24 protein-coding genes are annotated in these 26,741 nt (G+C 53.4%); 12 read left to right on the top strand and 12 right to left on the bottom strand.

The features are described 5' to 3' along the window. Genes NF78_RS21320 through NF78_RS21285 form a run of 8 tightly spaced genes read right to left on the bottom strand, consistent with a single transcriptional unit; the run spans position 1 to position 8,361 of the window. On the bottom strand, positions 1 to 717 hold the full coding sequence (locus NF78_RS21320; protein WP_035991481.1) for a hypothetical protein: 717 nt from the start codon (positions 715 to 717) through the stop codon (positions 1 to 3). Between the two features lie 10 nt (positions 718 to 727). Then, positions 728 to 2,323: a TrbI/VirB10 family protein gene (locus NF78_RS30515; RefSeq protein WP_081972816.1), complete on the bottom strand. Its 1,596-nt coding sequence runs from the start codon at positions 2,321 to 2,323 to the stop codon at positions 728 to 730. Further along, a complete protein-coding gene (locus NF78_RS21310; RefSeq protein WP_156119912.1) occupies positions 2,320 to 3,066 on the bottom strand; it encodes a hypothetical protein in 747 nt (248 codons plus the stop codon). Before NF78_RS21310 ends, NF78_RS30515 begins: the two co-directional genes overlap by 4 nt. Positions 3,067 to 3,069: 3 nt before the next feature. Further along, positions 3,070 to 4,188: a hypothetical protein gene (locus NF78_RS21305; RefSeq protein ID WP_035991475.1), complete on the bottom strand. Its 1,119-nt coding sequence runs from the start codon at positions 4,186 to 4,188 to the stop codon at positions 3,070 to 3,072. Between the two features lie 5 nt (positions 4,189 to 4,193). Further along, positions 4,194 to 5,003, bottom strand: coding sequence for a hypothetical protein (locus NF78_RS21300; protein ID WP_035991473.1), 810 nt, complete (start codon positions 5,001 to 5,003; stop codon positions 4,194 to 4,196). Then, positions 5,000 to 7,804 carry a hypothetical protein gene (locus NF78_RS21295; RefSeq protein WP_052050812.1) on the bottom strand — a complete coding sequence of 935 codons (2,805 nt, stop codon included), beginning with the start codon at positions 7,802 to 7,804 and terminating at the stop codon, positions 5,000 to 5,002. The genes NF78_RS21300 and NF78_RS21295 overlap by 4 nt, the downstream gene beginning before the upstream one ends. Next, on the bottom strand, positions 7,797 to 8,105 hold the full coding sequence (locus NF78_RS21290) for a hypothetical protein (RefSeq protein WP_035991470.1): 309 nt from the start codon (positions 8,103 to 8,105) through the stop codon (positions 7,797 to 7,799). The genes NF78_RS21295 and NF78_RS21290 overlap by 8 nt, the downstream gene beginning before the upstream one ends. Position 8,106: 1 nt before the next feature. Further along, entirely contained in the window at positions 8,107 to 8,361 is a 255-nt protein-coding gene (locus tag NF78_RS21285) for a hypothetical protein (RefSeq protein ID WP_156119911.1), read from the bottom strand. Between the two features lie 725 nt (positions 8,362 to 9,086). Here NF78_RS21285 and NF78_RS21280 point away from each other — a divergent pair. Next, a complete protein-coding gene (locus NF78_RS21280) occupies positions 9,087 to 9,506 on the top strand; it encodes a hypothetical protein (RefSeq protein WP_156119910.1) in 420 nt (139 codons plus the stop codon). Between the two features lie 818 nt (positions 9,507 to 10,324). Here the strand turns inward: NF78_RS21280 and NF78_RS21270 are convergent. After that, on the bottom strand, positions 10,325 to 11,161 hold the full coding sequence (locus NF78_RS21270; RefSeq protein ID WP_035991467.1) for an SDR family oxidoreductase: 837 nt from the start codon (positions 11,159 to 11,161) through the stop codon (positions 10,325 to 10,327). Between the two features lie 62 nt (positions 11,162 to 11,223). Between NF78_RS21270 and NF78_RS21265 the strand changes: the two genes are divergently transcribed. Both NF78_RS21265 and NF78_RS21260 read left to right on the top strand, forming a co-directional pair. Continuing rightward, positions 11,224 to 11,889, top strand: coding sequence for a MerR family transcriptional regulator (locus NF78_RS21265; RefSeq protein WP_035991466.1), 666 nt, complete (start codon positions 11,224 to 11,226; stop codon positions 11,887 to 11,889). Further along, complete coding sequence (locus tag NF78_RS21260) at positions 11,886 to 13,160, top strand: vWA domain-containing protein (RefSeq protein ID WP_035991465.1); 1,275 nt, start codon at positions 11,886 to 11,888, stop codon at positions 13,158 to 13,160. Before NF78_RS21265 ends, NF78_RS21260 begins: the two co-directional genes overlap by 4 nt. Before the next feature lie 136 nt (positions 13,161 to 13,296). Here the strand turns inward: NF78_RS21260 and NF78_RS21255 are convergent, their stop codons facing one another. Beyond that, positions 13,297 to 14,460 (bottom strand): HNH endonuclease domain-containing protein, encoded by a 1,164-nt coding sequence (locus NF78_RS21255; RefSeq protein WP_052050810.1) that lies wholly within the window; start codon positions 14,458 to 14,460, stop codon positions 13,297 to 13,299. A gap of 41 nt (positions 14,461 to 14,501) precedes the next feature. Then, on the bottom strand, positions 14,502 to 14,732 hold the full coding sequence (locus tag NF78_RS21250; protein WP_035991464.1) for a helix-turn-helix transcriptional regulator: 231 nt from the start codon (positions 14,730 to 14,732) through the stop codon (positions 14,502 to 14,504). 150 nt (positions 14,733 to 14,882) lie between these two features. Between NF78_RS21250 and NF78_RS31970 the strand changes: the two genes are divergently transcribed. Further along, positions 14,883 to 15,392, top strand: a complete 510-nt coding sequence (locus tag NF78_RS31970; protein ID WP_197064935.1) for a nucleoside triphosphate pyrophosphohydrolase — start codon at positions 14,883 to 14,885, stop codon at positions 15,390 to 15,392. A gap of 309 nt (positions 15,393 to 15,701) precedes the next feature. Here the strand turns inward: NF78_RS31970 and NF78_RS33085 are convergent, their stop codons facing one another. Beyond that, on the bottom strand, positions 15,702 to 15,830 hold the full coding sequence (locus NF78_RS33085; protein ID WP_263970669.1) for a hypothetical protein: 129 nt from the start codon (positions 15,828 to 15,830) through the stop codon (positions 15,702 to 15,704). Between the two features lie 687 nt (positions 15,831 to 16,517). Between NF78_RS33085 and NF78_RS29885 the strand changes: the two genes are divergently transcribed. From NF78_RS29885 to dndD, 8 genes are all read left to right on the top strand, one after another. Continuing rightward, positions 16,518 to 18,551, top strand: a complete 2,034-nt coding sequence (locus NF78_RS29885; protein WP_072016212.1) for a DEAD/DEAH box helicase family protein — start codon at positions 16,518 to 16,520, stop codon at positions 18,549 to 18,551. A 2-nt stretch (positions 18,552 to 18,553) separates the two neighbouring features. Then, a complete protein-coding gene (locus NF78_RS31420) occupies positions 18,554 to 18,760 on the top strand; it encodes a CxC ATPase DNA modification system associated small protein (protein ID WP_156119909.1) in 207 nt (68 codons plus the stop codon). After that, the gene (locus NF78_RS21235; RefSeq protein WP_156119908.1) at positions 18,750 to 20,723 is read left to right on the top strand and encodes an AAA family ATPase; all 1,974 of its coding nucleotides are present in this window, start codon (positions 18,750 to 18,752) and stop codon (positions 20,721 to 20,723) included. Before NF78_RS31420 ends, NF78_RS21235 begins: the two co-directional genes overlap by 11 nt. 4 nt (positions 20,724 to 20,727) lie before the next feature. Continuing rightward, entirely contained in the window at positions 20,728 to 21,222 is a 495-nt protein-coding gene (locus tag NF78_RS21230) for a hypothetical protein (RefSeq protein ID WP_035993567.1), read from the top strand. 405 nt (positions 21,223 to 21,627) lie between these two features. Then, entirely contained in the window at positions 21,628 to 22,707 is a 1,080-nt protein-coding gene (gene dndB, locus NF78_RS21225) for a DNA sulfur modification protein DndB (protein WP_035991462.1), read from the top strand. Positions 22,708 to 22,712: 5 nt separating this feature from the next. Further along, the gene (locus NF78_RS21220) at positions 22,713 to 23,090 is read left to right on the top strand and encodes a hypothetical protein (RefSeq protein WP_035991461.1); all 378 of its coding nucleotides are present in this window, start codon (positions 22,713 to 22,715) and stop codon (positions 23,088 to 23,090) included. Positions 23,091 to 23,140: 50 nt separating this feature from the next. Beyond that, entirely contained in the window at positions 23,141 to 24,763 is a 1,623-nt protein-coding gene (dndC, locus tag NF78_RS21215; protein ID WP_035991460.1) for a DNA phosphorothioation system sulfurtransferase DndC, read from the top strand. Positions 24,764 to 24,767: 4 nt separating this feature from the next. Beyond that, positions 24,768 to 26,738, top strand: coding sequence for a DNA sulfur modification protein DndD (gene dndD, locus NF78_RS21210; protein WP_035991459.1), 1,971 nt, complete (start codon positions 24,768 to 24,770; stop codon positions 26,736 to 26,738). The last annotated feature ends 3 nt before the right edge of the window (positions 26,739 to 26,741 follow it).

Genomic DNA, 26,741 nt, shown 5'->3' with positions numbered 1-26,741 from the left:
TTATCTCCCTTGGGTGATTCCAGAATCCGGTCGGCCTAACTCCGCCAGTCGCACCACTAGAGCTTCGGATACCCCAGCATTTTGCGCGGCTTCCCTCAAAGGTCGGCCCTGCCTAAGTCGCTCTAGCAGAGCTTGAATGCGTTCCCAGAGCGGATCACCAGTGACCACCAGATTGCGGTGTTGAGCTTCGAGTAGTCCTCGCTCGACCCATTGCACCCCAGTAGGGCTAGCGATCTGTGTCGTCAAAATGGCGCTGGCATAGGGCGATGGAGCATCCGGTTGAATGGCTAGAATGCTGTAGGCTGGTGCGCCGGTATTCGGAAAGGCCAGTTGAAAGGTATAGAGGTCGCGCTCGGTCACGACCGTTAATGTCGTTGTCGCTGTGGCAGGTAACCCTGGAAACGCCAGGGGTTGAATCCGCCGCAGGTGAATCACCGTGGCGGCGCACTCTCCCGGTGCCGCTACTGCTGCGCAGCGAGTGTCGTCAAAATCCAGCGTCACCTCAGAGGGATCATCCAACCAAGCCCGGCGGACAACCGCTCCCACCGGGCGAAAGTTGAGCGTGACCCCGTGACCCGGATGAATCTCAACCGCGACCGGGGCGTGATCTCCCCGAGCGGCCCGATTAGAAATGGTGCGGGTGGCCTGTGCCCAGGCTGGGCCAGAGGCCACCACCAAAGCCAACGACAGGGCTAACGTTTTCCAAGATCGAATCATTGAGCTACCCTCAAATCGGCATCTGCATTGATTGATTCACAAACACCTGCACAGGCCGACCGGCCTCAATGTAAGCAATGCGGGGTCGCTGCTCCAGCTCCTCAATTGCCCGCTGGTTGCGCTCAGTAATGGTGTCGAGGATGGCGTCGGTGCCCCCTTCCAGTACCCCGGCCAACACATTCGGAGCCGGATTTTCTGTGGTTACAACGGTCGTGCTACTGCCGGTTTCAACCCGAGTATTGGGGCGGGTGTAGAGTTCACTGGCGCGACGGATGGAGCCCAGGGCAAACTGTCCAGCGTCCATAACCGCAATGCCGGGGCCAATGTCGTTATAAGCTTCAGCTTGGAGCGGTGCGCCGCCCTGACCACGGATCTGGATCACGCCCTGGGGCAGCATTAGTTCGCGAGCCTGGCCCTGGTCGCTCCAGATCACCTGGGTGGCAGAGAGCTGCACCAGCCCGTTATCTGAAACCGCTTCCACCTGTACGACCAGTTCGCCCCCAGCTGGAATGGCTACCTGGCCCTGGCTATCGACTAACGGTTCTGAAAGTACGACCAATAGATTGTTGCCCTCAGCGGTGCTATCGAGGATGACGGGTGTTACCAGAGAGCCACTGGATTGAGTTCCTGCTACTAAAGATGCTGGCGGGGCTGGCTGGAGAATCCGAGCTTCTTCAGCTGCCAGGATGTCTGGATAAGTGGGTGCTTCATCATCAATGGCTGCCACTGAGCCTTCATCCAATGCTTCTATAGGCTGGAGGTCAGGAGGTTCAGCCGTTGAAAACTCTGGCATTTCCCCTGTCGTTGTGGATTCTGGCGGACTGACGGGAGCGGGTGCCGGAGGGAGAGTAGTGGCATAGGCAAATTGCGCTTGAGTGATAGGCTCCGGCACTGAGGCAGGTTCAGCGGATTCCTCGGGCAGAGGCAAACTCCCGTAGCTACCGACCTGAGCCAGCTGCTGCCAGCGTTCAGCCGGATCAATATCAGGTTCAGCCGATGGCGCTGACGCAGCAGGATTCGCTGATGGGCGAGAGGTGACAGGAGTAGTTGTCGTGGCGGGTTGCAGGTGACGTGTCGGTGCTGGGTAGCTGACAGCCGGGGAGGCAGGTCTTGCTGAAATGGTGGGCGGTGGGGCTGATGCGACGGGTTGAGAGGTTGACCTGGCTGGTGCTGAAACAGACGAAGGAGACGGCGGTGCAGGCGTCGTAACCGGACGAGGTGGTTCACCTGAAGTAGTCGTCTGCACTACCGACTGATCTTCCAGCGCCATCTGCGCTTTAAGGGCAGCAATCTCTGCTCTGGCTTCTTCCAGTTCAGCTTCCACCGTCTGAGGCTGAGCTTCCGTTGAATTTGGTTCGGCTGTAGTTGTCGTTTTACCGGGCGTATCGCCCTGGCGGCTGCCTGCGATGAAAACACCCGCCAGGGCAAAGACGGGCACCAGGGCTGAACCAATCAGCACCAGCTTCGGCACCGGCAGCTTCCACAGGGGCCGCTCAGACTGCACAGGTTCTGTGAAAGCCTCTTCGGCCACCAGCGGTTCTGCGAGATCCGGTGCGCCCATCATGGTGCGCAGCATCTCTAGGTTAGGTTCTGGGAGGGAACTCATCGGCTGACATCCTCCGGTTGAATGGGTCGAATCGCTTCAATCTGCACCCCGCTTTCCAGCAGCCGGTAGGCAATGGTTTGATATTCCGAGGCATCGGGAATCAGGGGCTTGTCGGTGGGCTCAACGGCCCGCACAGTCAACCGACGGTTGAAGGTTAGGGTTGTCCCCGCCGGGTTGCTGGCTTCAAACACCACTCGGGTCGCCACCAGATCCACCTGCCAGTGCCCTTCACCAATCGCTTGGGGCGGAGAAATGTGCTGGGGAATCAAGACCGCTGACACCTGCCCGTCAAAGACACCCTCGGGTATCACTTCGGTGGCCAGCGTTTGGAGGAAGGCATCGCGGAAGTCAGGGGCCAGCAGGAATGAGGCTTCCCAGGCCGCTTTTGAAACTCGATTTCGCCCCGTGACCTGAACCCCCTCATCAGCAGCTCTCTCCCCTTCACCCGGCAGCTTACCCCAGGTGAACGTCATCACCGCCCAGGTCGAAACCACCTGGCGGATTACCTCGGGTTCCCGGTGGCGGTAGTCAGCAGGTCGCACCGAGAAGGCGCGACCATCCACCTGCTGCACCAGAGTCGGCGGCTTCTGGTTGGCCAGCCGCGACACTGAGACTGCGAGCCAGAGCAGGGATAGCGCGAAGATCATCACCCCTACCGACAGCCCCGCAAAGGCCAGGGGCAGAATGTCGCTCGAATGGATACGAGGCCGTTTCACCTTACGGCTGAGTTCAAGCAGTTCCATCACTTACCTCGGAATGGGAATAGCAGAGGTGCCGACCGCAATCAGTCGGGTCACCCCACCGGAAACACCACGAAAGACCGCCATCCCGGCACCCCCAGCAATAGCCAGGGCCAACACCGGAGCCAGGATAGAGATCAGTAGCAGAAAGCCAAAGTCGCTAGAGGTCTGGGCATCGGCAGCCACGACCACCGTTGCCGCCAAACCGACGATGACGTTGTAGGAAAACTTAGCCATCCCCAGGCTGAAAAAGCCCACCAGCCAGGACCACAGCGGACGACCCTGGAGGGGCACGACGGAACCCGCGACCGCAATCGGGCCAATCAACCCGGTCAACAGCATCGCCATTTCGATCAGATTGGCAAAGGCCCACTGCCAGCCCTTGAGGAACTGCTCCGCCAGCGCTTGGCTACTGGTTTGCAGCACAGTTCCCACCAGAATGTCAGCCAGGGGATTGCCCCCAATAGGAGCCTCGCCAGACTGGTAGACCTGCTCGACCTGCTGGCTGATCTGCTGCACTCGACTCCAGAGCCGTTGCAGTCCGGCACTCCAGAAGCCTCGGGAACGGTATTCCTGCTCCAGCCGCTGCTGGGCGCGTTCTCCGGCACGAACAAAACAATCCACCTGAGCCTGCCCGGTTTGGGCATCGCAGGTGGCGTACTCCTGCTGAATCACGGCTTTGGCCTGCTGGGACAGAATCACATCGTTGAGAGCTTCGAGCATCGACACTTCACCCACCTGCACCTGAAGCACCGTCTGGGTTTGGGCATTGATCAGGTTGCGGATGCCGAGGGTAGCGGACCCCAGCAAGGCTCCATTGTTAAAGAGCAGTACCGCGATGGTCAGAACCCAGAGCACGTTGGGCAGAGCCGGGAAGATGCCCCGTTCGATGGCTTCTTTCACCCAGCCCACGGCAAAGAAGAGGAATGCACCGACCAGAATGATGGAGGCAAACTGATTGATGCCAAGGTATAGCCCGCTGCTGGAGGCGAAGATATCCTCCCAGCGGGCATCCCAGGCCTGCTGCACGGCCTCCAGTTGCTGCACGCTGTCGTCGATGATGCCGACCCCGCCTGTGACCTGAGCGGGGAAGATGACGCTTGATGGTAGGAGAGCGTTGAGCATCGGTCTTAGTTTCCAGAGGTGTCGGTTCCAAGAGCACCGGGGATGTAGATCGGAGCCTGGGCGGAGCCGGAGATCGAAATCTGCCGCTCCACCCGCTCACGCCGGTTGGTTTCGTCGATGCCTTCGCTGGTGTTAGCGGCGAGCTGAGTCAGCATCCCCTGAAGCTGGTGGAGTTGCGTCAGCGTCGTATTATTTTCGGCGGTGAGCTGGGTTTGTTCGTGGAGCAGGGCTGCAACGGACGCCTGGATCTGGGCGTTTTGCTTCATCACGTCCTGGGTGACGTTCATGCCTTGAGCCGCTTCAGCCATAGATTGCACCTCCTGGGTGCGCGCCTGACTCCCTTCCAAAAGAGTCGTGGTTTGTTCGGCTTGATTGGAGAGCCGGGTTTGACCCTGGTCGCCCAGCCAGGGCGAGGCCATCGAGCGAGCCACTTCCTGGTCATAGCGGTTGGCCAGCTCTCGCTGTTGGGTGGTGGGGTCAGTGCCGAGGATGCTTTGAATCGGCACTACCTCGTCCATCCGTACCCGGCTAGGGTCGGGCAGGTTGCTGCCTAAGGCGGATTTCAGGGCTTCCCACTGGTCGCCCAAGACATTCTGAAGTGTCTCTTCGGCTAAGGCTGTGGTTTCCTCGATTTGAGCCAGGATATCTTCTAAAGGATTGGATAGATTTTCTGTCGCCCAGTCCTGCCACTGCTGGCCCCAGCCGCCGGGCTGGAGAGAGGCACGAGCGGTGCCGATGCCGAGTAGACCCAGACCAAGGCTGGTGCCGAGGATAAGGCGATACCGAATTCGTTGACGTTTTGATTGAGTCGTCATGATGACCTCCGAGGGGTTGATGATTGGGGCTGATGACCGTTAGGAGATAACTCAGCCGTTGAGTGGATCAGTTCAAACTGAGGGGTGGCGGGCGCAATGGTGTCGAGGGACTGACCACTGCGTAGCGCCTGAACGTAGGCTTTAGCAAAGGCGGCATACCCAGCAAACTTGTTGGGATGCTGACTCAGCACCCGCTGGCGTGCCCGCTGTTCTTTGGGATTATTGGCTACTGCCCCCAGCAGTTCGGGAGACGGGTAGTGGGCGCAGGGGGTAAGCCTGGCATCGGCATCGAGCAGCCAGTGGGAACAGAGCCGACCAGGGCTGATGCGGAAGGACTCTTCGGTATTGGGTCGCAAGAGGCTGGGGTCGTAGCCGAAGAGGCGCTGGTAGGAGGGCAGGGCGTTGGGCTGGATGGCCCCGACCAGCCGGGTGTTGAGGTTTTGCAGGATCTGCGACCCGGCGACGGATTGGGCAATGGTGTCAGGGTCCTGGCCGATGATCAGGGGGCGGATGCCGGACTTGGCCCCGTTGGCGCAGACCTGGCCAATGATCTGGGCGATGCCGTTGTACTTGAACAGAATTGGGCTTTCATCGATCGCCAGCAGGGAGTCGGAGACTTCCAGGGCTCGGCGGAAGGCCATCGATTGTGCCGAGAGGGCCAGCACCGCCGCTTCGATGTTGTCGCCGACGTTGCGGAGGGCAAAGACGGTGAGCCGGGCATCGGTGCGAATGGTGGAAGGTTGGGAGATGGCTTTGCCGACTCGGCTGGAGAGCCAGCCCCGCAGCTCCAGCAGGATGGTGGCGACAGCTTCATTGAGCAAAGCGGATTCTACTTCTAGATCTAAATGAACCACCGTCTCCACAAAATCAGCCAGCGTCGGCATTCGCTGCCAGGCAGAACTTCCAAAGCCATCCTCAAAGGCGGCATCATAGCGAGCCAGAATTTGGGGAGTTTCAAAAAAGGTGGACAGCGCTTGCCAGAGCACCGTGTGGACCCGTTTGCCCAATTGGTTATCGGTCTCGGTGCCCATCACCATAGTGTCGAGGGCTTTGACCAGGAACTCCTTATAGTCGTCCAGGCGCTCTTGCCGCTGATTATCCGGTAAGTTGCGCAGGTCAGGAATCTGAAACAAGTTGTTGCTCTCGGAGCCAATGTCAAAATAGGCTCCCTGGTCGCCGAAGAACTTCACCAGGTCGGTATAGGTGGTGGTGCCGTCGGGTTTGGGATAGTCCAGGGAGATGACGTTCATGCCGTTGGCGATCGCCCACACAAAGATTTCCGCCGCCAGTACCGACTTGCCACTGCGGGTCTCCCCGAAAATCAGCATCCCCCGGTGCTGATTGACAAAGTCCAGGTAAACCGGCATCTGACCGTCGCGGGTGATCAGCTCGATGCCCCGGTTGTCGATAGTGCGAGGGCAAGCCACTGGCATCAGTCCGGGGGCTTCGTTAGTCAGGTACATTTGCCTGCGACCATCGTCGATCAAGCGATCGCCCACAATTGGCAATGCCCTGAGCCACAACTGCCAGGCAATTTCGGTCTCGCGGATAAAGTCGCCCTGATGGAAGGCGTTGGTCAGTTTCTGGCAGGCTTCCGCTAGCGATTCGGGACTATCGCGGTGGAGAAGCACCAGACCGCTGACCCAGATGGGCAGGGCACCCTCATAGATCCGCTCCTGAGCTTCCACTCCCTGCTTCATCCGCATCTGGGAGGCCACATCCACATCTCGCAGCAGGTTGGCGCGGAAGGTGGCGGTGACGCTTTGCTTGGTCAGTCGTTGCAGGGTGACGCGGGTCATCATCCGGTCTGCGGCAGCGAGTTCGCAGACGCATTCGCAATCGGGGAACTGAGCCAGGGCTTGCCAGAGGTAGTAGAGCTGGTGCTCGGGGGTTGTGAATCCGGCGGGTTTAGATTCCAGCACTACGGCTCCCACGAATTTCCCCTTCACCTGCACCCACTGGCGGTCAGCCTTGGGATGGCTGGGTTGGCCATTTTCTCCGCGAATCAAGCGGGACGTGGCGTGCAGCGGATCGTAGATCAGTTCACTGAGCTTTACATCGCCGTCGTCGTCGCTCAGCTCTAAACATTGTGGGACAGGGGGGGCTGTCGTTGAGTTGAACTGAGTCCAGAGGTACTGCCACAAGTCCTCGGTTCCCATGGGCGTGACTTGAAGACCCATGCGGGCATTGAGCTGCTGCTCCCAATGCAGGTAGCCGTCGGTGAAGCCCTGGGTTAAAAGCTGCACGTAGGACTGCTGCTGGTTCTGCTCCTTCAACCCCTTGAAGGTATCGTACTGGGCCACCACCCAGGCCAGCAGCTTCTCAACATGATCAGCGCTTTGCTCTTGCCCTGACCCAAGGGGGTAAGTAGCGAAGAGATAAAGCTGTTTGGGCTGACGCTGTTTCTCGGTGGTTAAATCGCGGGTAGCGCGTTGTTGCGCCAGCAGCAAGAACTGACTTTCCAGGGTAGCGGTGAACTGAATCAGGGTTTCGAGGGACTGTTGGCGATCGCGATCATCGGCAAACGAGCGCCAGTGAATCCGCAGCCGATCGCCCGGTCGAAACCCCTTCAACCCATCTTCGAGTCGCTTCAATGTCGGTTCTGCCTGCCCCGACTGCAGCTGGGTGTGAATCCCACGGCTGCGAAAGCCAAACACCAGGCTGTACTGTCGCTGGTGCTTGAGCAGATAGGCTCCGACATTGCGGCCCCGCAGGTTCAGTCGGCAGAGACATTCCAGGTGCGCTTCATCTTCAAAGGGGCGAAAGCGGTAGCGTTGCGTTCCAAGCCTTGGTTTACTCATAATGGTTGGATAAATGACGCTGATAGGGCACATGGCCCCGTTTCCAATCGGGCACAGGCACAAACTTGTGGGTAAAGAGCCAGGTCTTTTCGCCGACTACCACCCACCAGGTGGAAATGCCCCAGGTGCTGAGCAGCAGGAATGGGACAAATCCCAGTCCAAGTAGCACTTCAATCAAGATATAAAAGCCGACGAAGATGCCGCCCGAGGGGGCGAGCAGGTTGGCGGGGATAGGGCCAAGGGAAGGCTGTCGGCCCAGACTCGGATTGACCGGGCAGTACAGGCGCGAGTCGTCGCTCATCTCAGGCTCCGAAGAACAGGCGGCTCAGGCCTTCGACGATGACGACGGCGGCAATGATGATGAAGGCGTTTTGCAGCAGCGGTTGCCACTGTTCGCCCCGTTGCGCCTGATAAACCGCAAAGAACACAAAACCCACTGCTGAGACCCACACCACCAGGCGCAGCAGGCCAAACATAAAGCTGATGATGTCGCCATCCAGGTATTGCCCGAAGATGTTCTGGGCCTCACCTTCGACAGTGTCAAAGAGCTGGGCCATGGCTGGGTTGGCGTGGCTGGTTATGCTGATGAATAGCAGGATTCCGGCGGCTAGGCCCAACAGCGTCCATCCGCTGAGGCCACGAAATTTGAAGTGAGTTAGTTGGTTTCCAGCCCTAGAAAGAGTCTTACGGCTGCGTTGAACTAGAGGTCGTAGATACCCCAGGCGGTTAGATACAAGATTCATATCTCCTACTCCAAGCAATGAGGACGTAGGTAGATTGCTCCCTGAACAGATTGAGTAGGACGATTTTCAACTATGGGCGGCAGATCGTTGGTCTCGCCATCTGTAGGTCAAGCACGGAACTTCATCAGGAACTCAAGATTGACGACTCAATCTTCGCTGAACTTTCACATTGAAAGTGTTAGAAGCCATACTGAGGTATGAATCTTAGAAAGTAAAGTAGGTTTTAGATTTTGTTTACAAAGAGATGATGGCCATGGCTCAAGAGAGCTAACAATGTCCAAAAAAGCCTAAAGTCTCCTGAAGCCAATGCTTTACAGCTTTTGAAGGCATATGACTGTGCCAACTAAGATATAGCTATCTCGTTGAGACTCAGTGTTGGTTGCCAAGCAGAGTATGAATTTACCGGTCAAAATCCTGTAAGGCGGAGGACCCTTCTACCGATCTACCTCAGATTTCTGTAAAGCTATGACATTTCAACGTTTCGTTCGCCCGAAGGGGAGGCTAGGATAGCGTCAGTTGGTCTCACTCCTGTCACTCCTATGGTCAAGTCCTCTACGCCCCAAGACAAATCACCGTCAGAATCTTCGGAAGTAGGATGTCGTCCTACGTTGTACATGACGACGGAACTGATGGAGGCGATTGAGGCGCAATGTGCGGTGGAAGGCAATCGAAAACGGTCTCCCTTCATCGCCGAAATCCTGGAACTGTTGCTCACCAGTGAGGCAGGACAAGTTCTGCGGGAAAGTGCCCAAAAGCACCGCCGCCCTCTGGTTCATGAACTGGAGGCTAACTTGATTCTGTTCCATGAACATATCCCAACAGAGCGGATTATGGAGTTGGCGGCGGCGAGTCAGCGCAATCCTGACCAAATGCTGGTGCGACTGGTACTGCTGGGTTTAAGGATTTATGAGCGAGCGATAGCGCTGATGGAAGCCGATATTGAAGGCCGCCCGAATTGATTGGGTAAACCTCGCCACAGGTTTTCTTTTTCTTCCGGATTTAGCGCGGCAACTCCGTACAGATGGTGTACTGGTGATATTTGCTACTCAAAAAACCGAGTAGTGTCGTGAAGCTCTGTTCGCCCCCAGGCAGGCGCGATTCACATCACCAGACCATCGTTATGTTCAGGATTGCTGGGCTGGCATGAAAAGGTTCTTGAATCGACGCTTTGGGGGCAAGGCATTGGGAGGCGTTCCCGATCTCGTTGCTGTTGTTCTGGGTAGGGCGGTAGCGGGGTAGGGGCATCATGGCTCGATTTATGACGCGCCGCTACGTTGCGGTGACTTGGACTGAGGCGCTTCGTCTAGCTGCGTTGGACGGAACGCCCTGGGCAGAGATTCGGCAGGCTGAGGAGGTACAACTCTTGCACCGGGAAGAGTGGTGGGCCTGGTGGTCGGATGAACAGTTGACGACGGCGATTGGGTTGCCGGAATCGCTGTGCCCAGAGACCCTATCCCCGGATGCAGTGTCGCTGATTTCCGAGGTGTGGGAGAGCTTTTCGCCTGCGCCCCAGTGTGGATGGAGAACCTTAGCGCGAGTCAAAGCGGTGCTGAGGCGAACGAATTGGTCGCATCCTCAGGGTAGCGTGCCTGATCGCCGAGCTGTTACTGAATTGCTGATCGTGCAATTTACAGATGATTCGGAGGGAGTACTGCAATGCTGGCGCAGGGCGCTCGGAGAGGGCTATGAGTGCCACATCGAAAGGCTTCAAGCAGATGATTGATCGGCTTGTGGTAGCCAGATGCCAGGAGCAAAGCAATAGCAGGGCGCATTCTCTTCATCGCAAGACTTGCGTGAGCCCAAACTGTCGTTTGAGCAAAAACTCCATCAGCCTGGGCGGCAACACCTGCTTAAGCAACGGCAACCATCGACTCTTTTTCCCTAATCGAATTGTCATTGGCGGCTGCGGCCTCATTATCGCCGCGACGAGCTGCTCCGCAAACGCGTCTGCTGGCGTGGCCTGAGTCTGAGACAGCACCGCCCTGGCCCGAATCCTGGACTCCAGCGGTGCATACCACGACTCCGGCGAGAGCACTTCTGCCAATCCCTCTTCAGCAATGTGGCCAAAGTTCGACTGAATCGCGCCCGGCTGTACCGTGACTACATGAATGCCAAAGGGGGCCAACTCCATCCGTAGTGCCTCGGACAGACTGTGCAATGCCGCCTTCGAGGCACAGTAAGCCCCCGCAAAGGGCGTTGTCACCACGCCCGAAATGCTGCCGATGTTGACGATGACGCCCGATCGCTGCCGTTTCATCACCGGAGCCACCTGCTGCACCAGTTCCAGGGGAGCCAATACATTGGTCTGAAACTGGGCCTGGATCTGAGCTGGGCTGAGATCCAGCAACGGGCCAAACTGCCCGAAGCCCGCATTGTTGACCAGCAGGTCAATGCGCCCCTCCTGAGCTACTACGGTCGCAATCACTTGTTGAATGCCTGCCGAGTCCGTCACATCCAAAGGCAAGGTCATAATGCTGTGGGCCTTCAGGCTATCCAGGGTCTCTAACCGTCTGGCTGTCGCGACCACCCGACAGCCTCGTCGATGGAAGGCTTGGCAAAGCGCTTGACCAATACCTGACGAACAGCCGGTAATCAGGACAACAGGAGATGCCATAGGGATAATTGCAGTTCAAGATGATATTGACAGTTTAATTTGCAAGTGTCTATTATGGGCCTATGAGCATGTTGCAACAGATTGCCCAGCAACAGCCCGAGATGGTCTTAGATCGCTTCGTTGAGGTGACCAACGACCTGCTACCCCAGTTTTTGCCCGACCAGAGTTCTGGAAATCGTGGGCAAGAACCGGTGAACCCTCGGCTGGTGCGTTACTACACCACTCAGGGATGGTTAGACAAGCCCCTCAAGCAGGGGCGCGAAGCTCGGTACACCTACCGACATCTACTCCAATTGCTGGTGCTGCGCCGTCTACTGGCGGAAGGCTACAGCGCTAGTTCCATCGGCAGCCTAATTGGCGGTCAGGCTGACACGGCGCTAGAAGACATTCTGCAAGGCGGTGTGCAGCTGACGGTGGAGGCGGCGAACCCGGCGCTGGCGTTTTTGTCTCAAATTCGGGACCGCAGGGAATTCTCTCCATCAGATCGTTCGGTCAAGCGTTCTGCCAGTCCAGCGATGCAGGCTCCCCTGGCGGCACCTGCCCCGCCACCCGCCACCCCATCGACATCTACCCCCCAAACCTGGACTCGTCTAGAGATTCTCGACGGTTTAGAACTCCACGTCCGCCAAGACTTTGTAGCACCCGCCACTGCCCACGAGCGGGACAGCCTGCTCCAGCTCATCGCTGACCATCTCGCCCACCTTAAATCCACTCAGAGGCCACCATGACCCAAGCCAAACCCGCCCTGCCCACCGTCGAACTGATTCCGCTCCATGGGGGGATCGTTACTCAGCAACCCATGACCCTCGACGTGCTGGTGCGCATCACACCCCCAGCCGTCACCCTCAAGACCGATCGCGTACCGCTTAACCTCAGCCTGGCGATCGATCGCTCCGGCTCGATGCAGGGACAAAAGATGCACTACGCCCGCGAAGCCGCCTGCTTTGCCGTGGAGAATTTGCTGCCTTGTGACCGAATCAGCATCGTCCTCTTCGACGACCGTATTGAAACCCTGGTGTCCAGCACCCTGGCCACCGACAAAAACACCCTGCTAGAGAAGCTACGCCATATCCATTCACGGGGGTCTACCGCGCTGCACGCCGGTTGGGTTGAGGGCGGCGTGCAGGTGAGCCAGTACCTCAACCCTGCCCAGCTTAACCGGGTGATTGTGCTCTCCGATGGGTTGGCCAATGTGGGGGAGACGAGGGTGGATGCGATCGCCAGTGACGTTCACGGTCTGGCCGAACGTGGCGTCAGCACCACCACCCTGGGTATCGGCGACGACTACAGCGAAGACCTGCTGGCGGCGATGGCCCGCAGCGGCGACGGCAACTTCTTCCACATCGAGTCGGCTGACCAGTTACCGACCATTTTTGAAACCGAGCTTTCCGGTCTAGCGGCTACCCTGGGACAGCGCGTCAGCCTGGGGATTAAGCCGGGCAATGGCGTCACGGTTATGGACGTGCTGAATGACTTTGAGCAGACCGACACCCGGCGCTATAAGCTGCCCAACCTGATGGTGGGGTCGCTCATTCAGGTGGTGGTGCGATTGCAGGTGCCTGCCCTAGAGCGCAGCGGCGAATTGATGCAGGTGCGCTTGGCTTGGGATGATGCTGAGCAGCCCGGTCGGCAGGTGATACGGGCCGGGCTGGAGCTGCCCCTGGTGAGGGCCGAACAATTCAGCGACTTCCCCGCCAACCCAGCGGTGCAAGAGCAGGTAGCCTTGCTGATGGCGGCCCGCGCTCGCCGTGAGGCCGTGATGTATTCTGATCGGGGCGACTACGCCGCTGCCACCGACTCCCTCAGCCGTGCTCGCATCGCCATGGCCGCTATGCCCCCCAGCGCCATGCTGATGGAGGAACAGGCGGTGCTGGAAGATTTAGAAGCTGACTACCAGAGTGGCAATGTCACCAGCGCTCGGAAGAAGGCGTTTTCGCAGTCCTTTAACCTCTCGCGATCGGGCAAGTCTAAGCCCCGGCGATCGATGGATTCTAAGTAAGCGACGGTACTAAACGGTTGTATCGGCCTGGGTATAACTACTGCAGGCCTACAACCGCACCCAGCGGTACACTACCCACTGGGACGAGCCGGTTGTTGTGCAATGAGCCTATACATCGGTCACTACTCTAGACAGATTAATATCGCCACTCAATGCTAAAACCCTGGTTCGCGGCCAGGGATACCAGTGGTTTTACCACACGTTCATAAGCATTCCCGAGTCGCTGCACATCTAGCAGTTCATCCTGAGTGCTTATGCCTAAATCATTGATAAAAGGCTCTATCTGTCTTTCCCATTTGCCTGCTGTTAAGGCTTCGCGAGTGGCCAAGAGCCCAGAATGTTGAACTGTCACAAACTGGGCAAAGTACTCATTGGATGGAAGATTGTTCGATTTAGCTGAATTGACCTCTGGCAGTGTCGGCACCAAATTCCATAGCTGGTCGTGAGCCACAAATGACCAGGGCAGGTAATGATCTAGGGAAAAGCGGTTGGGGTCAATCACCTGCTGAGAATAGATGCAGCGGAGCGGTTGGGAGCACAGCACCAACTTCCAGTAGTCGGTCTGCTTGGTCAGCGAATCGCGCCGGGTGGGCATGAACAGCTTGTTAGCGATCGCCGGAGTACTCGGGTTCCGTTTTTGCATGTAAGTCAGCCATTCCCACGCGGCCCAACCGCGCACAATTCCGTGGTGCTGCTCTAGGTAGCTGGCCCAGGCTGGATGGATGATCACCGCCTGACAGCGGTTGTGCTGTTCTGAGTCAAATCGGTAGAGTGGTTTGTCGCTGTTGAAGCAACGGTTTGCGATCGCAGGTATAGCGACCTCTAGCTGGTTCCCCTTGCCCCGACTGACTCCCGCCAGTTGGTGTTCTAGAAAGGGCGCAATCAGCCGGAAGGGAACGTAACGGCTGAGGTGAGACACCACATCATCTAAATCCTGAAGAGCGATCGCTCTTCTGAAAAGGGTTTTATCGGTATCGCGAAAGCGGATAATGGGCTCAGTGATAGTTAGATCCAGGGCATCCAGCTTTTGAGCCACTTGGTCTTGGGTGCCAAAGGACAATTTGAAAAACGTGTGGGGGAACCAGGCGTTAGACAGCATCTCCACAATCAGGTCTTGAAAGCTGATCGGCTCTGTCACCTCAAAGCAGCGACGCCTCATAATATCGAGCAGTGACAGAAAGAAGAGGTATTTGTAGGAGTTGGTGGTGCTGGCAAATAGACGGGTTAGTGCAGCAACATTGACCTTGCTTGAGTCAGGTAATTGACTAAAAGCCCCAGAAGGCAGTCGATCGTCATCCATACCTAGGGACTCACTACAAGGGTTGCCTATAGGGTAGGCAGCTAAGAGCTAAAGTCATCGGGCAGTTCACTGAGCGTTACACCTAGGGCATCGCATAGGGCTTTCATTTGCGGCACCGTGAGGCTAGCTATACTCATGCCTCGCTCCCAGTTGCTCACGGTCTTGCCGCTGACATCCAAAATCCGCGCTAGCGCCTCCTGGGAAAGCCCCGCTCGCTTTCTCAAGTCTTTAAGGGTTGGCTGGTTAGGCTGATCGGACTGAGATCGCGGCATTTAGAAATCAAGTTCTAGGAATCAGTTGACAATTTGGCCTCTTTTTTGGAAACTAGTTTCTAGTTTCGTTCTAGAACAGGCTAAAAACACCGGGAGGGCACTGTGGATCAGTGTCTCACCCTCATTTGCCCTGGCTCAAGTTATTACAGCATGAATATCAGCCCATTCCATGTTTGGGCGATTGTGCGCTTTCTGCCCGACATGCAGCGGATAGTGGTCAATCGCTTTCGTCGCCGCTCTGATGCGGAAGAATGTCTACGGGTGCTGCGTCGCGCTGCGACTGGTCGTGACTACACGCTGCTCTACTATCCCCCCGGAGAGGAATCTACGTTTATGGTGCGCAAGGAATATAACAAGCTGGTGCGCGATCGCATCCCCGAAATTCTAGAAAGCCAACAGATCAAGTTTGGCATTGAGGAGATGACCCAGGCCGACTACTGCCAGGCATTGCGGCAAAAGCTGATCGAGGAAGCGCAGGAAGCCGCTGAGGCTGTGGAGACCAACCTGGTGACCGAACTCGCTGACCTCTGCGAGGTGATTGATGCAACGATGGGCGCGTATGGCATTCAGCGGAACCAAGTGCTGGCTTGCCAGATGCAGCGGCGCATTGACCGAGGTGCGTTTAGTCAAAGGCTGCGACTGCTCTGGACGGAAACCTAGCGGGATGGGGCAGGGAACATGAGACAGGGCTAGCATTTTTGCGGAAAGCAGAGAATAGAAGCATTGAAGCGGGGAGCGGTTGATAGACTGCTCCCCGTTTGTTTGTGAACATAACGTTATAAATTAGCGACCTTCCCCAGTTGCCTTGCCTATACTCGAAGGCAACCTCCTTGAGCTTTGCGCCTTGAGCCTGAAAGAGCTACAGATTCGAGATGAGTATCGTAGCGATGGTCAAAGACCGGCCCCTAGGGGCCATCGCGATCACCTCATCCAGGATTTCTACATCCCTTGTCTAGAGCAGTCGTCGGGCTACAGTCGGGCGGTGGGGTTTTTCTCTAGCTCATCGATGGCGGCGGTGGCCCAGGGGTTGACGGCGTTTGTCCGTTCACAAGGGCGGATGCAGTTGGTAACGTCGCCAAAGCTGTCGAACGATGACATTGAGGCGATTTGCAGAGCGATCCGTTCCGGAAGCGCCCGAGGGCTGCGAGGGCGAGACCAGGGATCGAGTGGGCGCTGCTGCGCGAGTTGGAACAGGCCTTCAAAATCGTTTGGCTTGTTTGCTTGGCCACTAACTCAGTACATGCTTGATGCAAGCTACCTTGAAGGGGAATTTCAGGCTGTCCATTGACTTAAGTCAATTAGGTTGAGTGTTCTGCATCAATTTTTGAATCATAGGTTCATGAATTCTACACGTTTGCTGGCCTAGAAATTGCAAGGAATTGTGTTACTCAAAGAAGAGCAACAGGGAATACTAAGCAAACTATAGTGGAGATTTACTTTAAATTAGCGCAGAAAGATGGATGATATTGAGGTCGCAATAATTAAAGTCTTAAAGAAAGGAATTCCTGTTCGAGCTAGGAGAATTGCAACGGCCATAGGTTCAACGCGGAAGGAAGTAAATCAATACTTATACACTTCGTTGCGAGAATTAGTTTCGAGGGATATTTATTATAGGTGGAGTCTAAAAAATAAGTTTACTATTGAAAACCATAATTCACTGAGCGAAATCTCTGAAGAAGAGAATCACTGTCTAGAGGAACTAATTCAGGAACACCAGTATAAAAGACGATCAGAAGAACTTGAAAGAGCCTTAGAGTCATTAATTCGATCTAAGGATAATTAATTATGCATAACAACTCAGATGAAATATTAATTAGCAAGGATTTCATCAGAAGTTTGGCAAGTCATTATCGAAGCGGAGAATCAAACCTCGGGAAAGAGTTTTTTTCTCCTTGTTTAAGGCATTGCTTAGAATATCAGAGGGCTGTCGGCTACTTCTCAAGCAAGGCACTGCTTGCATGGCTGGATGTCTTGCCAAGATTTAGCGAGGAATCAGTAAAAATATATTTGCTAATATCCCCTGAACTATCTAGTGGAGATCGTATTGCATTACAGAATGCTTTAAACGAACAAGAGAGACAAAAGCTCAGAAAGCTTTCTGCCGAAAGCCTTATTGAGGAGCTTTTGAATGAACCAATTGTAAGTGACTATATTGAAAGAAGCATACAGTTATTTGCTTGGATGGTGGCAAATGACCATCTTGTTCTCCAGTTTGCATTTCCAGAGCATGTTGAAAAGCCAGGAATATTTCATGAGAAGATAGGTATTTTTCGTTTTCCATGGGGTGACAAAGTTGCCTTTACCGGTTCAGCTAATGAGTCAGAAAATGGATATGAACGTAATTATGAGTCGATTGATGTTTACCGAAGTTGGATTTCTGGAGATGAGGAAAGGGTTCGTATTAAACAGGAACAATTTGAAGAAGCCTGGGCAGCAAAGGCTGTGGGTTTAAAAGTTTTACCACTATCGCTAGAGTCCGCCGCACTAATTCGTAGCAAAGCTCCAGACAAGAAGCCCAGCGTTGATCTTGAGTGTGACCTCAAAAAATCGATAGCAAAAGACAAACCCAACACTTATTTAAATGGCTTAACAAACTCTCAACAAGATAAGAGAGATAAAGTTCAATGGAGACATCAAGATGAGGCAATTGCTGCTTTTCTGAAAATAAGACATGGAGTTTTAGAAATGGCTACGGGCACAGGAAAAACCCGTACAGCAATTAATATTCTTTCAGTGCTCGATCAAAACAATGAAATCGATGGAATTGTTATTAGTACAGAAGGAACAGATTTATTAGACCAATGGCGGAAGGAGATCGAACCTTGGGCTATCAAACGACTTCGCCCATATAGGGTTTTAAGACATTATGATAAGCATCATGAGTTAGGAGAGTTTGCTTTAAACCATAATCGAGCCATATTAGTTATTTCCCGTGAACAGCTTGCCTCTTTGTTTAACCGCCTCGACAGTAGTTTCAAAGAGCGTTTGATCATTATTCATGATGAAGTGCACGGATTAGGAAGCCCATCACTGCGAACTAAACTTGCAGGAGAACATCAGGCTTTTGGATACAGGTTGGGACTAAGTGCAACTCCAGAAAGAGAATACGATCAAGAAGGAACAAAGTTTATTTTCGAAGAAATTGGTGATGTGTTCTTCCAATTTGGGCTAAAAGAAGCGATTGAAAGAGGTATCTTGTGTGAGTTTGATTATGTTCCATTAACCTACCCTGTTACAGAAGGTGATCGGCAGCGTTTGCAACAAGTTTATGCTAAACGTTCGGCTCGACAACGGGAAGGTAGACCGATGACCAAACAGGAGTTGTGGACAGAACTTGCGCGAGTCTATAAAACGGCAGAAAAGAAACCGGAAATTTTCGCCGAATATCTGAGTTTAAATCCTCAGGTGATTAAATCTACCATTATATTCGTAGAGGATAAAGCCTATGGTGAACCGATTTTAGAAGCATTGGATTCCTACACTCACCGCTATAGAACGTATTATGCAGAAGATGACCGCCGAAATTTGGTTGATTTTTCTCGAGGCAGTATTGATTGCTTGATTACTTGTCATCGTATATCACAAGGAATTGATATCCGAAATCTTCAAAACGTTATCCTATTTTCATCTTCGAGAGCGCGGCTAGAGACCATTCAACGCATTGGAAGATGTCTGCGTACTGATCCAAGTTTTCCTGAAAAAAGAGCAATGATCGTTGATTTTGTGCGTTCTAAAGAGGATGAAGACAATGAACTAAATGCAGATGAGGCTCGGTGCATTTGGCTATCTGCACTTTCGCAAACCAGGAGAATAGAGTAAAGATGTCAAGCTTAGATTATGAAGTTATTAGTGCTCTTTATGAGGCCGTAAGCGAGTCAGGTCAGTTAGACAAGGTTGCCAAACGAATTGAAGCATGGCTTAACGCCATGAGTACTTCAGAACTTAGTGCAAGTGATGAGCAAGATTATTTAGAAAATGTCCGATCTGCTATTACTGTTAACGTAACTGGTGATCTTCATGAAAATTGAGTTGGCTGGTTGGAAAAGCGAAGGCTTACGATGTCCTGATGTTGAAATTGATTTAACTAATCATGAAGAGATTACACCTGTATCACTAATACAGATGCCTAATGGAACAGGCAAGACCACAACTTTAACAATGATACGAGCTTCAATGAATGGAGAAGCATCAGGATGGACTCCAGAAAAAATTAGAAGTCTCCGTAGACCTGCTGAATCTCATTCAGCAGGAATTTTCATACTAAAACTAAGAGTAGATGAAAAACCTCTAACATTTGAGCTTAAATTAGATTTTGATAGAGGAAAAGCTGAATATCGCACTACTTCTGTTGGGAGTGGAGGAATAAAACCTGGTTGGGATCCTCCGCCGGAAGTAAAACGATTCCTTGACAGTAGGTTTGTTCAGTTGTTTGTGTTTGATGGCGAATTTGCAGATAAACTTTTGGATTCAAATGAGTCGGAAGCTTCTAAAGCAATTGATGCACTTTTTCAACTATATTTACTGCAAGATATAAAACAATTAGCAGAAAAGTCTTGGGAGACAGCAACCAAGAACAAGAGTGCAAAAGCTGAAAAGGGATTAAGCCAGCGTAGAAATAAGGTTGATAAGTTAAGAGAAAGAATAAGCCGGGTATCTGAAGCCCGAGAAGAAGCAGTTATAGAGTTAGAAACCCTAGAAACACAAATAGAGTTATTAGAGCAAAAAATCAACGATCAGATTGGTAGTGAACAAACTTTACGAGACAACTTCGAAGCAAAAAAACGTGATGAGATTAATGCTCGCAATAGAGTTGAAGCTTCGGCATTAGAGGTAATGAACCGAATTCGACAACCTCACTTATTGCATGAGGCTTTTTCCGATTCGTTAGGAGAGCTTAAACTCCAATTAGATCGTTTGCGCTTACCAGCTAGTACATCGAGTCAATTTTTTAATGAGTTATTGGAGGAAGATGAGTGCATCTGCGGACGTCCTTTAGATAGCCACTCACGGGAGGTAATCAGTAAGCGGAGCGAACTTTACTTAGCTGAAGATACGTCTGGAATATTAAATGCACTGAAACAAGATATCGATCTTCAAGTGCGTCAAGTAGGAAATGAAACATCGGTAGACTTAACTCAAAAAATAGAAATTTTAGAGAGAGCAGTATCGGACAATAAGCTAGCTGAAACTGCTGTTAGAGTTTTAGAGCAAGAACTAATTGATAAGGGTGATGAAGAACTAAGAATCTGGGTTGATGAGCGAAAAAGTAAGGATGAGCGCAGAAAGAAACTAAAAGACTTGCTTGAAGACATAGATCGTAGTGCAAGCTCTAGTGATAACGAGAGTACTCTCTGTCTAGCATCGTTAAAGAAGTTGCTCAAGAGTGCAGAGAGTGATCTAGCAGAAATTACAGGGACTTTAGAACTGCGTGCTAAAACAGATATCTTAACGATGATAGTTGAACAGGCCTTTAAGAAAGCACAGTTAAACCTGCAAATGGCGATTGCTGAGGAATGTAACAACCGTCTTGAAAGGGTGCTGTCGCGTGATCCAATTCGAATCGAAAAAATTGATCGTTCCCTTAAACTTCGAAATCAGGAAGGAGCAAGTGTTGGCCAGACTCTTTCTGTTGGTTACACTTTCTTAACAACTTTATTAAGTAGAGGACAGCATCAGTTTCCACTAATTGTAGACAGCCCAGCAAACCCTCTTTCAATGGAAGTACGGCGAGAAATTGCAAAGCTGATACCTAGTCTTTGCAAGCAATTTGTTGCATTTACAATTTCATCGGAGAGAGCAGGATTCACAGATATTTTGCATGAAAGTTCGGGAAGCTCAACCAAGTTCTTTACTTTATTTAGACTTACACCTGGCACAGAAAGTTTGATGCTTTCACTTCCTGCTGAGGGAGTCAAAAAAACCTCAAATTCAGCTCTCATAGAGGGTAAGGAATATTTTGATAAATTTGATTTAAATGAGGCAGAGGGATAAGAATATGGCATTTAAGAACTTTAGAATCCGCCAGGATACTGAAAATTGGTTCTCTAATATTCGAGACCAGAAGCCAATCCGCACTAAATTTGATCTTTACTATTTTTGCTTAATGCTTGGGTTGGCTGTGGGCCGCAAAACTGATCCAGTGAAACAGTGTTCTGAAGTAACAGACTTTATGGATAATTTTGTGAGCGACTATAAGCCTTATCAAAGGCTAATTATAGGTTTGCTCATAAGATCAGAACTTTCCCGTTTAGGGGTTAGTGTCACTGAAAAGGATGAGATTCGCAAACTATTTATTGATTTAGTTGATCCACAGCATCCAACAAACTTAACTGATATAGGAATAGACAGATTGAACGAGTATGCCAGTGGTGGATATGACTATCTTTCCGAGAAACTTGATTCAAAGCCTTACCACGTTGAGGAGTTTCTTCGAACCTATACTAAGCTATTGAGAGATTCAGTTAATCAAAATGAAAGCTGGAAGGGGTAAGAAAGTCTTGGTCATTATTAGCATAATCACTAGGGCATGTTTTAAAACTTGGTAAAAGCCTGATTCTGCCGTGCCAGAAATCAATGCTTTCAAAGGGTTTTAAAACACTGCCTAGTAATTTTTCGTGATCTACTGGAAAATCAGCTGCTTTTCTAGCCAACATTCCACAAGTGGCTTATTTGTTATTAGTGTGCCTTGAGAACTTGCTTCTCAAGAGTGCTTACTGACAATGCTTTTGGGCTTCAACGGTAAAAAGCATGACTGTATGGTTATCAGAGAAGTCTCCACAATGTTCATGCAATCAGGAACGGCTATAGAAGCGACAGGTTGTGTTGTATGTAATTTTTAACGTGCTGTGCGTTATTTTTTATGATATCTTGCTTGGGAAGGTCTTGGGCTAGTTCTATGGCTCTCCCATTCGAGTATCTGTTTCCGGCTATCAGGGGCATTCAGGCGGGGCACGAGTATTACGTCTCCATGTGCCCGGTGCGTCTCATCCCCAAGCTGTTCTCGTTCGACGATGAGGAGATCCCTGCTGAACTCAGGTCTCAGCGGGTACTCAACAAGCAGCGGGTGCCCGAGATTGCCCGCTATATCATCGACAACCCCAAAGACTATGTGTTCTCAGCGATCACAGTCTCGGTGAATGCCACCGTCGCCTTTGAAGCCGTAGCTGGGGAAGACATCGGCCAACTCAAGATCCCTATGGATGCCCGGTTTGTCATCAACGATGGGCAGCACCGCCGAGCGGCCTTCGAGCAGGCGCTGAAGGAAAACCCCGAATTGGGGGATGAAACCATTGCTGTAGTGTTCTTCCTCGACCTGGGGCTAAAGCGATCGCAGCAGATGTTCACCGACCTCAACCGCTACGCCGCCCGCCCCGACGCCTCCCTCAACATCCTCTACGACTCCCGCGACAAGAAAGCGATCCTCTCCAAGGAGGTCGTCAAGCGGGTACCCATTTTCGCCAAGCTGACAGACCCAGAGCGCAGCAACCTGCCGGTGCGCTCTAGCAAACTGTTCACCCTCAGCGCCATCTACAGCGCCACTCAGCACCTGTTAACCAACCACCGCGATGCTGCCATAGAGGAAAAAATTGCCCTTGCCGTCCGCTTTTGGGAGGCGGTCAGTCAAAACATTCTTGACTGGCACCAGGTGCTCGCGAAGGAAGTGAGCGCTGGCGAGATTCGGCGCGAGTACGTCCACAGCCACGCCGTTACCTTGTCAGGCATTGGCAAAGCCGGGGCCGCGCTAATTGCGACTTACCCCGACGGCGACTGGGCGGAACTGCTGCGGGGGCTGCGCAAGATCGACTGGCTGCGCTCCAACCGTGACTGGGAGGGGCGCATTATGGTGGCTGGGCGGCTGTCAAAATCTAAAACCAGCGTTATTTTCATGACGACCTACATCAAAAAGGCATTAGGCTTATCGCTGACCCAAGAAGAGGAGCAGCTAGAGCGGGTTTACGTACTAGCAGGGAGATAACCGCCATGGTCCAGTATGAGTTTCAAATCATAACTCGTACAGAAGCTGAGTCTGAGCAGTTTATGACAGCCGTTGGAGCCGAAGACGTTGACATCGAAGTCTGGATTGAAGACAGAGATACGCCTACGCATCGTGAGGAGTGTATCGCCTTTGCGGTAACCACCCTTTCACCAGAAGAACTGGAGCGTCGGGCAAGCGAATTAGGAGTTCAGCTGGTTTACGTTGAAAACGTAGAAGAGGCTGACCAGAAAGCAGATGCTTTGATACAGCAGGTTCTGCAAGCCTCAGAGATTGTGTATAACCGAGAACCGACCACTGGCAAGACCCGCCTCAGCGAAATGGTTGAAACCTATAGGCAAATCTCCGACGAGATGGAAATGTAGATTTCATACGTACGTCATTTTATACGTACTTATTACGGACTTAGGCCAGAATGACCCACCCTACCCCCACCGAGGCCACTGACCCGGCTCAACGAACTGTCCCTGAACTGGTAGAAGACATTCAGGCACTGACCGCCGAAATTCAGCAGCTCTACTGCCAAGATTCGCTGCCGTGGATTATTGGCTACTCCGGCGGCAAAGATTCCACCGTTATTTTGCAACTGGTCTGGGGTGCGATCGCCGCCCTGCCCCCCGAACAGCGCACCAAAACCATCCACGTCATCACCACCGACACCCTGGTCGAAAACCCCGTAGTTGCCGCCTGGGTGAGCCAATCCCTAGAGCAGATGAAAGGTGCCGCCCAGGCCCAGGGAATGCCTATCGAACCCCTGCTGCTCAAGCCCGCCGTCAAAGATACCTTTTGGGTCAACCTGATCGGCAAGGGCTACCCCGCGCCGCGTCAGGGATTCCGCTGGTGTACCGAGCGCCTCAAAATTCGCCCCTCCGACGACTACATTCGCGAAAAAATTCGAGAAAGTGGCGAGGTCATTCTCGTGCTGGGCACCCGCAAAGCCGAGAGCGCCAGCCGGGCCGCTCTCATGACCGAGCACCGCAAGTGGCGGGTCTTTTCTCACATGAACTACAACCCCAGCCGCCCCAACTCGCTGATCTACACCCCCATCGAAGACTGGCGCACCGACGAAGTATGGCTGTACCTAATGCAGTGGCCCAACCCCTGGGGCAACGACAACAAAGACCTATTCACCATGTATCGAGGGGCCACCGCTGACAACGAATGCCCTCTGGTGATCGACACCTCCACCCCCAGCTGCGGCAGTTCGCGGTTTGGCTGCTGGGTCTGCACCCTGGTCGCCAAAGACAAGTCTATGGAAGCCATGATCCAAAACGACGAAGAGAAAGAGTGGATGCAGCCGCTGCTCGATCTTCGCAACGAACTAGATGTGGAAAACGACCTCGATCGGCGCGACTTCCGACGACGACAGGGCCATGTGCAGCTCTATGAACGCTCTGTGCCAGGGGCCGACACCACCGAAGTGGTAAATATTCCCGGCCCCTACACTAAACAGTGGCGCGAAGAATGGCTGCGGCGAGTCTTGCAGGCCCAGGCCGAAGCCCGCCACAACGCCCCTAACGAGATGAAGGACATTGAGCTAATAGCCCTGGAAGAACTCAGCGAAATTCGCCGCATCTGGTTGGAAGAATTTCATGAGTTTGATGACTCCCTGCCCCGCATCTACGAAACCGTCACGGGTATCCCATTTCGTGACCCTCGCCCTAACGCGGGCAACTCTCTGCTCGGGGAAGACGAGTGGAGCATTTTGGAAGACATCTGCGACGACTCTATGCAGTTTGAGCTGATCGCCAGGCTGCTAGACACCGAGCGCCAATACCAAACCATGTCTCGCCGCAAGGGCGTCATTGAGGCGCTCGAAAAACCCTTTGACACCAGTTCTCGGCCAAGGGATGAGGCCATGGACTATGCCCGCAGCCGACGGCTGGTTCAGCAGGCGGCCACCAGTGGAGAGGTAGACACTATCAAGCAACTCTTTGCCCCAGAGCAACCGGAGGCTGACCAACCTGAACAACAAGACCAAGACCAGACTCAGGAGGCACCCACCTGGGGCGCAATGAAGTTTGGGGCGAGGACGTAAACCCGTGATTTTTCGCGAACTGGTGCTTCAAAACTTTGGCCCCTATCGGGGACGGCAGGTCATCGATATGGCCCCGGTGGATGCCGCGCAGCCGATCATTCTGTTTGGCGGCATGAATGGCGGCGGCAAGACGACGCTGATGGATGCTATTCGCCTGGCCCTCTATGGCCACCGCGCCCCCTGCTCTACCCGTGGCAATTTACCCTACAAAGAATTTCTCAACCAGGCTGTCAACCGCCAAGCCCAGGATGAATCCACCGCTGTAGAGCTATCACTCCAGCTCACCCTCAATAACGCCGCCCAACCAACGGAATTTCGCATCTGCCGCAGCTGGATGAAAGACGCCAAAAGCAGCCGCGACCAGCTGGAAATTTTGGTGAATGGGGAGCCAGACCCAGCCCTGGAGAAAGGCTGGGATCAGCGGATTGAGGACTTGCTGCCCCTGGGGATTGCTAACCTGTTCCTTTTCGATGGTGAACAAGTCAAGGAGCTAGCTGAACAGGACGAGCTGCCCCCAGCGGTGATTGGAGCGATGCGATCGCTTCTGGGACTAGAACTGCCCGATCGCCTCTCTGCTGATCTCGATGTCTTGGCCTCCCGCAAGCGCAAAAAGCTCTCCAGCAGTCAGGAACTCAAACAGTTAGAGGCCATTGAGCAGCAGCTTGATGACCTGGAAGGCCAGCGTCGCTCGGCCAAAAAGGCGATCGCTGCGACCTACACCCAGCTCCAAATTGCTAAGAAAACCCTGAGCGAAACCCAGGAACGCTTCTTTGCGGAAGGGGGCAAAATTGCCGCCGAAAAAAGCCAGCTCGACCGGCAATTGCAGCAGGCCAAAGCCGAAGCTGAAGTGCAGCGGCAAGCCCTCCGAGACCTGGCCGCTGGCAGCCTACCCCTGGCTCTGATTCAGCCCTTGCTGCGCGAAGCCCAGGCGCAGATTCAGGTCGAAGTCCGTTACCAGCAGTTTCAGGCCGCCAAAGACCTGCTCCAGAAGCGCAACCAGCACCTCATCGACTTTGTGGAAACCCTAAAGCTGAAAAAAACTGCGGTTGAGCAAATCCGAGACTTCCTGGCCCGCGAAGACGACGACCTGGCCCATCCCCATGCCGAGCCCTGGCTCCACGCCAGTGTAGATCACCTCCACCAGCTGACCCAGCTCCTAGACCATGGCTTGCCAGCCCAGCAGCAGCTGGCCCAGGAACGACTCACCGCCCTGCAAGCCCTGGAAGAAACCATCGAAACCACCGAGCGCTATCTGGCCACCGCCGCTTCTCCCGAAATTTACGAAAAGCTATCCCAGCAGGTAGACCAAGCCCAGGCAGAGGTGACCCGCCTCGCTGTGGAACACGAGAAGGCCCAGCAGGACTACAACCAAATCATCCACGCCATCGACAAAGCCCGCAAAGAACTGGTGGAGTACAGCCAAGCCACCCTGGAGTACTTGAACGACGAGCACATTCTAAGGGCGATCGCGACGGTGCAGAAAAAGCTCAAGGTCTTCAAACAGCGGCTCAAACTGCGCAAGCTGAACCAGCTCGAAACCCTGGTGACGCAATGCTTTCTCTACTTGTTGCACAAGTCCAACCTGGTGCATCGAGTCGAAATTAACACCGAAGCCTTTACCCTGGCATTGTTTGACCGGGCAGGCCAGCCGGTACCCAAGCATCGGCTCTCGGCGGGGGAAAAGCAGCTGCTGGCGATCGCCCTGCTGTGGGGGTTGGCCCGCGCCTCGGGTCGTCAGTTGCCGGTGGCGATCGACACGCCCCTGGGGCGGCTCGACTCTTACCACCGCAACAACCTGGTTGAAAAATACTTCCCCCAAGCCAGCCACCAGGTTTTGCTGTTGTCTACGGATACCGAGATTCGCGAAGCTGAGGTAGAACAGCTTAGAAGCAGTAAGGCGATCAGCCGTGAGTACCTGCTGCGCTACGATGCCAAGCAACACCAGACCGATGTTGAGCCCGGCTATTTTTGGTAAGTA

This window comes from Leptolyngbya sp. KIOST-1 (assembly GCF_000763385.1).
Classification (GTDB): Bacteria; Cyanobacteriota; Cyanobacteriia; order Phormidesmidales; family Phormidesmidaceae; genus Nodosilinea.
Note: the sequence above shows the minus strand (reverse complement) of the source record. Positions and strands in the feature narration are given on the sequence as shown.

What these genes read in the sequence shown, in the direction of transcription:
- NF78_RS21320 (WP_035991481.1), bottom strand. Translation starts at nt 717, where the DNA reads ATGATTCGATCTTGGAAAACGTTAGCCCTGTCGTTGGCTTTGGTGGTG.
- NF78_RS30515 (WP_081972816.1), bottom strand. Translation starts at nt 2,323, where the DNA reads ATGAGTTCCCTCCCAGAACCTAACCTAGAGATGCTGCGCACCATGATG.
- NF78_RS21310 (WP_156119912.1), bottom strand. Translation starts at nt 3,066, where the DNA reads ATGGAACTGCTTGAACTCAGCCGTAAGGTGAAACGGCCTCGTATCCAT.
- NF78_RS21305 (WP_035991475.1), bottom strand. Translation starts at nt 4,188, where the DNA reads ATGCTCAACGCTCTCCTACCATCAAGCGTCATCTTCCCCGCTCAGGTC.
- NF78_RS21300 (WP_035991473.1), bottom strand. Translation starts at nt 5,003, where the DNA reads ATGACGACTCAATCAAAACGTCAACGAATTCGGTATCGCCTTATCCTC.
- NF78_RS21295 (WP_052050812.1), bottom strand. Translation starts at nt 7,804, where the DNA reads ATGAGTAAACCAAGGCTTGGAACGCAACGCTACCGCTTTCGCCCCTTT.
- NF78_RS21290 (WP_035991470.1), bottom strand. Translation starts at nt 8,105, where the DNA reads ATGAGCGACGACTCGCGCCTGTACTGCCCGGTCAATCCGAGTCTGGGC.
- NF78_RS21285 (WP_156119911.1), bottom strand. Translation starts at nt 8,361, where the DNA reads ATGGCCCAGCTCTTTGACACTGTCGAAGGTGAGGCCCAGAACATCTTC.
- NF78_RS21280 (WP_156119910.1), top strand. Translation starts at nt 9,087, where the DNA reads ATGGTCAAGTCCTCTACGCCCCAAGACAAATCACCGTCAGAATCTTCG.
- NF78_RS21270 (WP_035991467.1), bottom strand. Translation starts at nt 11,161, where the DNA reads ATGGCATCTCCTGTTGTCCTGATTACCGGCTGTTCGTCAGGTATTGGT.
- NF78_RS21265 (WP_035991466.1), top strand. Translation starts at nt 11,224, where the DNA reads ATGAGCATGTTGCAACAGATTGCCCAGCAACAGCCCGAGATGGTCTTA.
- NF78_RS21260 (WP_035991465.1), top strand. Translation starts at nt 11,886, where the DNA reads ATGACCCAAGCCAAACCCGCCCTGCCCACCGTCGAACTGATTCCGCTC.
- NF78_RS21255 (WP_052050810.1), bottom strand. Translation starts at nt 14,460, where the DNA reads ATGGATGACGATCGACTGCCTTCTGGGGCTTTTAGTCAATTACCTGAC.
- NF78_RS21250 (WP_035991464.1), bottom strand. Translation starts at nt 14,732, where the DNA reads ATGCCGCGATCTCAGTCCGATCAGCCTAACCAGCCAACCCTTAAAGAC.
- NF78_RS31970 (WP_197064935.1), top strand. Translation starts at nt 14,883, where the DNA reads ATGAATATCAGCCCATTCCATGTTTGGGCGATTGTGCGCTTTCTGCCC.
- NF78_RS33085 (WP_263970669.1), bottom strand. Translation starts at nt 15,830, where the DNA reads ATGTCATCGTTCGACAGCTTTGGCGACGTTACCAACTGCATCCGCCCT.
- NF78_RS29885 (WP_072016212.1), top strand. Translation starts at nt 16,518, where the DNA reads ATGCATAACAACTCAGATGAAATATTAATTAGCAAGGATTTCATCAGA.
- NF78_RS31420 (WP_156119909.1), top strand. Translation starts at nt 18,554, where the DNA reads ATGTCAAGCTTAGATTATGAAGTTATTAGTGCTCTTTATGAGGCCGTA.
- NF78_RS21235 (WP_156119908.1), top strand. Translation starts at nt 18,750, where the DNA reads ATGAAAATTGAGTTGGCTGGTTGGAAAAGCGAAGGCTTACGATGTCCT.
- NF78_RS21230 (WP_035993567.1), top strand. Translation starts at nt 20,728, where the DNA reads ATGGCATTTAAGAACTTTAGAATCCGCCAGGATACTGAAAATTGGTTC.
- dndB (WP_035991462.1), top strand. Translation starts at nt 21,628, where the DNA reads ATGGCTCTCCCATTCGAGTATCTGTTTCCGGCTATCAGGGGCATTCAG.
- NF78_RS21220 (WP_035991461.1), top strand. Translation starts at nt 22,713, where the DNA reads ATGGTCCAGTATGAGTTTCAAATCATAACTCGTACAGAAGCTGAGTCT.
- dndC (WP_035991460.1), top strand. Translation starts at nt 23,141, where the DNA reads ATGACCCACCCTACCCCCACCGAGGCCACTGACCCGGCTCAACGAACT.